The sequence below is a fragment of the Streptomyces sp. NPDC058534 genome, from assembly GCF_042717365.1.
In the GTDB taxonomy this organism is placed as follows: Bacteria; Actinomycetota; Actinomycetes; order Streptomycetales; family Streptomycetaceae; genus Streptomyces.
Window position 1 is genome coordinate 1 of record NZ_JBHXNW010000159.1, and the last position, 5,771, is coordinate 5,771.

Annotated in this window: 5 protein-coding genes and 1 pseudogene; all 6 read right to left on the bottom strand. The window is 70.2% G+C overall.

Features of this window, described 5'->3' with window-relative positions:
• Positions 1 to 238, bottom strand: a pseudogene (locus tag ACFWR9_RS42305) (hypothetical protein); the annotation flags it as partial.
• A 2-nt stretch (positions 239 to 240) separates the two neighbouring features.
• The gene (locus tag ACFWR9_RS42310; RefSeq protein WP_383852910.1) at positions 241 to 1,416 is read right to left on the bottom strand and encodes a hypothetical protein; all 1,176 of its coding nucleotides are present in this window, start codon (positions 1,414 to 1,416) and stop codon (positions 241 to 243) included.
• Between the two features lie 16 nt (positions 1,417 to 1,432).
• Complete coding sequence (locus ACFWR9_RS42315) at positions 1,433 to 2,419, bottom strand: phage tail protein (RefSeq protein WP_383852913.1); 987 nt, start codon at positions 2,417 to 2,419, stop codon at positions 1,433 to 1,435.
• A complete protein-coding gene (locus tag ACFWR9_RS42320; RefSeq protein WP_383852915.1) occupies positions 2,420 to 4,711 on the bottom strand; it encodes a hypothetical protein in 2,292 nt (763 codons plus the stop codon).
• A 152-nt stretch (positions 4,712 to 4,863) separates the two neighbouring features.
• Positions 4,864 to 5,346, bottom strand: coding sequence for a hypothetical protein (locus ACFWR9_RS42325; RefSeq protein ID WP_383852918.1), 483 nt, complete (start codon positions 5,344 to 5,346; stop codon positions 4,864 to 4,866).
• Positions 5,343 to 5,771: phage tail tube protein (locus tag ACFWR9_RS42330; RefSeq protein ID WP_383852921.1), on the bottom strand; the 429-nt coding region annotated here is incomplete at its 5' end. The genes ACFWR9_RS42325 and ACFWR9_RS42330, both read right to left, overlap by 4 nt.

Consider the following 5,771-nt stretch of genomic DNA (forward strand, 5'->3'; position numbering starts at 1 on the left):
TCGCCGAGAGGGGGACGTTGACGGTGGTGCTGCCGGAGTACCAGCCGTGCCCGCGTACCGACCCGGCCACGTCCGGCCGTACGTTCACCGACAGGCCGGTGCCCGCCGTTACGACCTGCGTGTCCGTTGGGTCCCCGTACACGCCGTCGTCGGAGAACCTGGCGGCCAGCAGCTCGTGCTCGTCGTCGGTCACGGCCCGGTTGTTGTGGCCCGGGCTTGGATAGGACTGCTCGGCCACGGTCACCCCCTCGCTTCCAGTTGGCCCAGCCGATAGGCCAGGTCACGCACGGTCCACACCGTGGCGCGCATGGTCGTCTTGTCGTTGTTGCCGATCACGGAGGTCACCCGCTCGCCCCCGTCGGGACTGGCTTCCAGGCGGATGGTCTGGACGACGTCGGCGATCTCCAGCCCGGTCGGCAGGACCACCGACACCAGATCACCCAGGCCGTAGTCCCGGCCGGCGCGCAGATCTGCCGTGTCCACCGTCTCCGTGGCCAAGCTCGCCTGCGGGTTGTCGTTGCCGAAGGCCAGCCGCCCGGCCAGGGTCAGCTCCCCGTCCGCGTCGGTCTTCCCGGATTCCTGGATCAGCTTTTCGACCCGGTACCAGTCCGCGGCCGTGCCGGAGAGCACCTCGGTATAGGCGCGCTGGTTGGCCGGGGTGGCTTGTTGGGCGGGGTCGTTGCCGCCCATGACCAGCTCTGATGTGGCGAGCGGTGCCGCCATCGTAAAGCGGACGCTGCGGAGGTTGTTGAGGCCGGCGGAGAAGCGGGCCGTGCCGGTGAGGTCCTTGGGCGCGTACACGCCGAAGCGGATCTCGCTTCCGACCTGCTTGGTGCGGAACCCCAGCCCATCGCTGACGGCGGCGGCGCGGACGGCGTCCAGGAGCGGCTCGAAGCGCGTGGACACGGTCCGGTTCGTGCCGACCCCGGCCGCAGCGTCCAGCACCAGCTTTTCGATCCTCCGGGCGGTCAGCGCGGTGGGCCCGCAGTTCTCCGACACGAGCGTCCGCATGATCGTCTCGGCGTTGGCGGTGGTGAACTTCCGGACGACGTCGCTGCCGGTGGTCTGGTTGGCGAACGTCTTGCTGGGCTCGGGATAGGTGAGGTACCCGGCGACCCTGGCCAAGTCATCAGCGAAGGTGACAGCGACGGACCCCACCCCGGAATTCTGGCCGAGGTCCCACTGATACTCCTGGGGTTGCTCCATCGGCCCCGCGCACCAGATCTCCTTGTCGCGTACGACGACGAGGCGGTTGCCGGGCTGGAGCAGCTCCACGTACTCCGGGCGGGCCGGCATCGCGACGGTGCCGGACGCCGGGGCGTTGAAGTTGAGTTCGCACGTGAGCTGCGTCCAGCCGAGGATCGGGTCCCCGAGCACGTTCAGGTTGCGGTCGGTGACCAGGAGGCTGATCGCCACGGATCCACCTCCCTGCTCACGCCGTCTCGTAGCGGGGGTAGAAGGTCAGGTCGACCGCGCTGCCGGCCTCGGCGCCGTTGAGCTGGAAGACGACTGGGGTCTCTCCGGGCGGGACGCTCCACAGCACGGCCTCGGGCCAGTTCAGTCCGGCTACGAGGTTCTCGCCGGTGCCGGAGCGGACGCGCGGCGGATCGGTGGAGATTGTTACGGTCTGTCCGGCCAGGAGCGCCCCGTGGGAGGTGGCCTGCATGTCGAGGGTGAAGGCGTCGCCAGTGTCCTCGCGCGTGAAGGTGATGGAGGTGGCGGGGCCGGTGATCGTCCATACCGGCCACACGTCCACGTCGCCGGGGTTGACCACCGTGGTCGCGCCCAGGACCTGCGACGAGGACACGCTGGGGTACGGGTTCAGGTAGTCGACCGGTGTGCCGGTCTCCCGGTGGATGCTGACGGCCAGGGCGTCGGCCCAGTACGGGTCTTCGCACCACAGGGACAGGACCGCCACGTCGACGATCCGGCCCGTGGTGTTGTTCCCCAGGCCTTCGAAGCCGTCCTGGTAGAAGACCTCGATACGGCGGCGGGAGCCGTCCGGGCGGGCGATCTCCAGCAGCCCGGGCGTGGGGAGGCCGTCCGGGCCCGGCCGCAGCGTGCGCGTGAACGCGGCGGCCAGCTGCCGCCAGCGGCCGACGAACTCCGTGTGGGTCGAGCCGTACACGCGCAGCGGCCACACGATCGTGCGGGGCTGCGCCTGGACGTGCCGCAGGCGGGCGCCCCCGCGCGGGTGCGCGTCCGTGGTCAGCTCGTACGGCACCGCTCCCAGCCCCGACACCCCGTCCGCCAGCGTCTTCCAGCCCAGGCTGGGAGTGGTCAGTGGCCACTCCTTCCCGGTGGGGTCGTAGTAGGTGACCGTCGCCCGGCCGTAGTCCGGGATGACGATCCCGCCGCCGGCATCGGGTGATGTCCCGGGATCCGGTGGCGTCGTGACCGGGGCAGCGATGATCGGCATTTACCGTGGCCTCCCCACCCTGGCGAGCGCGTCCTGGCGGCGCTGGAGCGCCTCCAGGTCCCGCAGCGTCATCTCCCGCTGCGTCAGGTTGTAGGTGTAGTGGTTGGTCGTCGTACGGCCGCCCACGCCCTGCCCCGCGCCCGCCGGGGCGCCCGCCAGGGCGAAGTCGCCCTGGAGGCCCGTGGTCAGTGCCTGCAACTGGTCGCGCAGAGCGGGGGTTTGCAGGTCGATGCCCCGCTGGAAGCCACCGATGAGCAGGCGGCCGGCCGGGACCAGGAGCCGCTTGTCGAGGGATTCCGGACCCTTCCAGTCGGTCAGCCTCGATGTGAGGTTGGACAGGGTGTCCTTGACGGCGCCGATCTGTGACGCGATACCCCGGATGAAGCCGCGGATCAGGGAGGATCCGGCGCTGTAGAGCATCCCGGACAGGTTCCCGAGCGCGGCCCGGGCCTGCCCAGGCATCCGTGCGATGGGCAGCAGCGCGCTGTTCACGCCGCTGGAGATCGCCTGGAGCAGTTGCACGCCGGCCCGCCCGGCCTGCCCGGCCAGCGTCGACCCGAGGCTGGACACGGCGGACCGGGCCCGGCCTGGCAGGTTCGCGAGGGACCGGACGGAGTCCGTGACCCCCTTGGTGACCAGCTTGTACATCGTCACCCCGGCCGCGGCGATCTGCCGGCCGATCGCGTCCTTCGTTCCGGAGAGCGCGGACCCGGCCTTGCCGGGCAGTCCAGCGAAGCTGGCGACGGCCGAGGTCACCATGTCCGCCGCGAGATCCTTGGCGGTCTGGAGGGCGCCGGAGAAGTCGCCGCGCAGGAGTTGGGTGATGATCTGGATGGCGGGGATGGCGAACCGCTCGATGAACTCGCCGACCAGCTTGATCCAGTAGGTGAACTTCTCCAGCCAAACGACCAGGTAGGGCAGGATCGCGGCGATCAGCTCGGCCAGCGGCGGGAGCAGCGGGGCGATCGCGACGATCACCTCGCCGAGCGAGGTGGCCAGCTGCTCCAGCAGGCCGCTGGATTGCAGCTCTTCGAGGATCGTCATCAGACCCTCGCCGAGCTTGTCGATCAGCTCCTGCACGGGCGGCGCGAGCGCGATCAGGATGGGCGGGATCAGCTCCAGCGCCTTCGCCAGCAGCGGCGCCGCCGTGGTGGCCAGCTTGCCCATCGTCTCGAAGAGCGCCTCAAGGCCCTCCTGGAACTCGGGCGTTCCGGTGATCTCCGCCAGCGCCCCGGTGATCGCCTGGAGGACGCCGACCACGCCCCCGCCGTCGGGCACCGCACCGAAGATGTTCCCGATGATCTCGAAGACGTTGGATCCGACGTCCCACAGATCACCGAGGAGGTCGATGGCCTCCTCGATGGCGGCTTCCATCGCGCCGGACTCGAAGGCTCCGTCGAGCTTCTGACCGATCCTGAACGCGGCATCGGCGGCCACGCTCGTGAGCCGCTCAAAGCTGGGGCCGGCCGCCGCCGCGATCTGGCCCAGCGCCTTCGTGAACACGCCCGGCACCCCGGACAGGTTCTCCAGGCCCTTGCGCGCGGACTTGGTGGCCTTGCCGAGCGTGCCGTCATCGGCCAGCTCCTTGGCCGCGCCGCTCACCCCGGCCGCCATGTCGCCGAGCGCCCCGGCGGTGTTGATGAGTTCCCGCCGCAGGATCGGCAGGACGCTCTTGGCCATGCCGCTGAAGTTCTTGGAGAGGCCCCGGAACAGTTCGTCCTGGACGTCCTGCTGGAGTTCCTTCCAGGCCGGGGCGAGTTCGCGGACCGCGAGCGCGAACTTCCGCGCCTCCGGGGACAGCTTCCCCAGGGCCTCCTCGAACTCCGCCGCCTTGGACGGGTCCAACGCGGCCGTCAGCGCGTCGCCAACGCCCTGCATGCCCAGCTTCAGGGCGAACGTGGCCATCTGGAGCGCCAGCACCCCGGACACGGCCACAGCCGATGCCGGAGCGACGTTCGCCAGCGTCGTCACCAGCGCCGCCGCCACCGGCACGGCCGTGCCAAACATGGCCGCGATCCTCCCGGCCGACATCGCCACCCCGGCCAGGCCGCCAGCCATGCCCACGATCCGGCGCAGCGCCCCGGTGAGGCCGTCGCCTTCGTCGGTGGCGCGGCGCAGGCCGAGCGCGGCCATCTCGCCCGTGGTGGCGAAACGGCCATCCAGGGTGCGGAGCCGGCCTTCAGCGTCGCGCGCGAACCCCCGCAGGCGCAGCTCGGCGTCGTCCAGGCCGCGCTGCATGCCCCGGTCGTCGGCGCGGATGAACCCGACCAGCTCGCCGATGCTCAGCGCCACGACGCGCACCCCCTATGCAGTTGTGGATCAGCGGTGGAGCGCGGCCCTGATCTCGTCGGGGTCGTCGACGATGCTCAGTTCGTCCTTGGCGACGCGCCAGAACACGGCGTCCTTCGAGAGGCCCTTGAGCAGGGCCCAGAACTCGGTGCGGCCTATGCGGGCGAGGTCTTGCGACGTGATGCCGTACTCGCGGCGGAAGTCCGCGCGGACCGCCCACCAGTACGTGTTGACGGCTTCTTCTGCGCGGCTCGGCGGGCCTGCCGGTTCTGGCCGGACGGCGCTTTTCCCTCGCTCGCCTCCTCGGCGCGGACCAGGTCGAACGCCTCCATGAAGGTGACGCCCGCACCGGCGGCGTGCGCCATGCCCCAGGCCAGAACGGTCTTGAACTCCAGCACGCCCATGCCGTTGTCGATCCAGCGGCTGAAGACGTCCTCGCCGAAGAGCAGGGCGACCAGCTCGTGGAGGTCGTCTTCCGCCTCCGAGTCGTGCAGGTCCTTGAGACGCGTCTCCATGGCGAGCGGCACGTCCGTGGGGATACGGACGTCGATCCCGCGGATCGACTCGGTGCCGGTGCCGAAGGCTTCGGCCAGGAACGCCTCGTAGGAGCCCGCCGCGGGCTTGCGGGTGGGGCTCATGCCTTAACCGCCGTCGTGTTCGCGCCGGAGCGGGTGAACGTGGCGCTCCAGGAGGCCTTGTCGTTGTTGCCGCCGCCGTGGTCGCCGAGGTTGACGTGCGCGGTCCACACCTCCCAGGAGGTGTCCGCTTTGTGCGCGAAGCGGAACCCGCCCAGGGAGTCCTCCGCCAGCCGCTCGTGGAGCGTCTCCACCAGGACCTGGCCGGGGTCGGCCGGGTTCCGCATCCGGAAGCCCTCGATGGACAGGGTCTTCGACTTCTGCATCTTCTCCGACTCGCCCTCACCCTGGGAGCCGAAGGTCGTGGTGTCGGTGGTCTCTTCCTCGTGGCTCTTGGTGAAGGTGTTGATCCCCTCGATCCGCACCCACGTGTCCGGGGTGTCGGGGTCCTCGATCTCGAAGACGACGTCGCGGGCGTTGTACTTCGG

What these genes read in the sequence shown, in the direction of transcription:
- ACFWR9_RS42315 (WP_383852913.1), bottom strand. Translation starts at nt 2,419, where the DNA reads ATGCCGATCATCGCTGCCCCGGTCACGACGCCACCGGATCCCGGGACA.
- ACFWR9_RS42325 (WP_383852918.1), bottom strand. Translation starts at nt 5,346, where the DNA reads ATGAGCCCCACCCGCAAGCCCGCGGCGGGCTCCTACGAGGCGTTCCTG.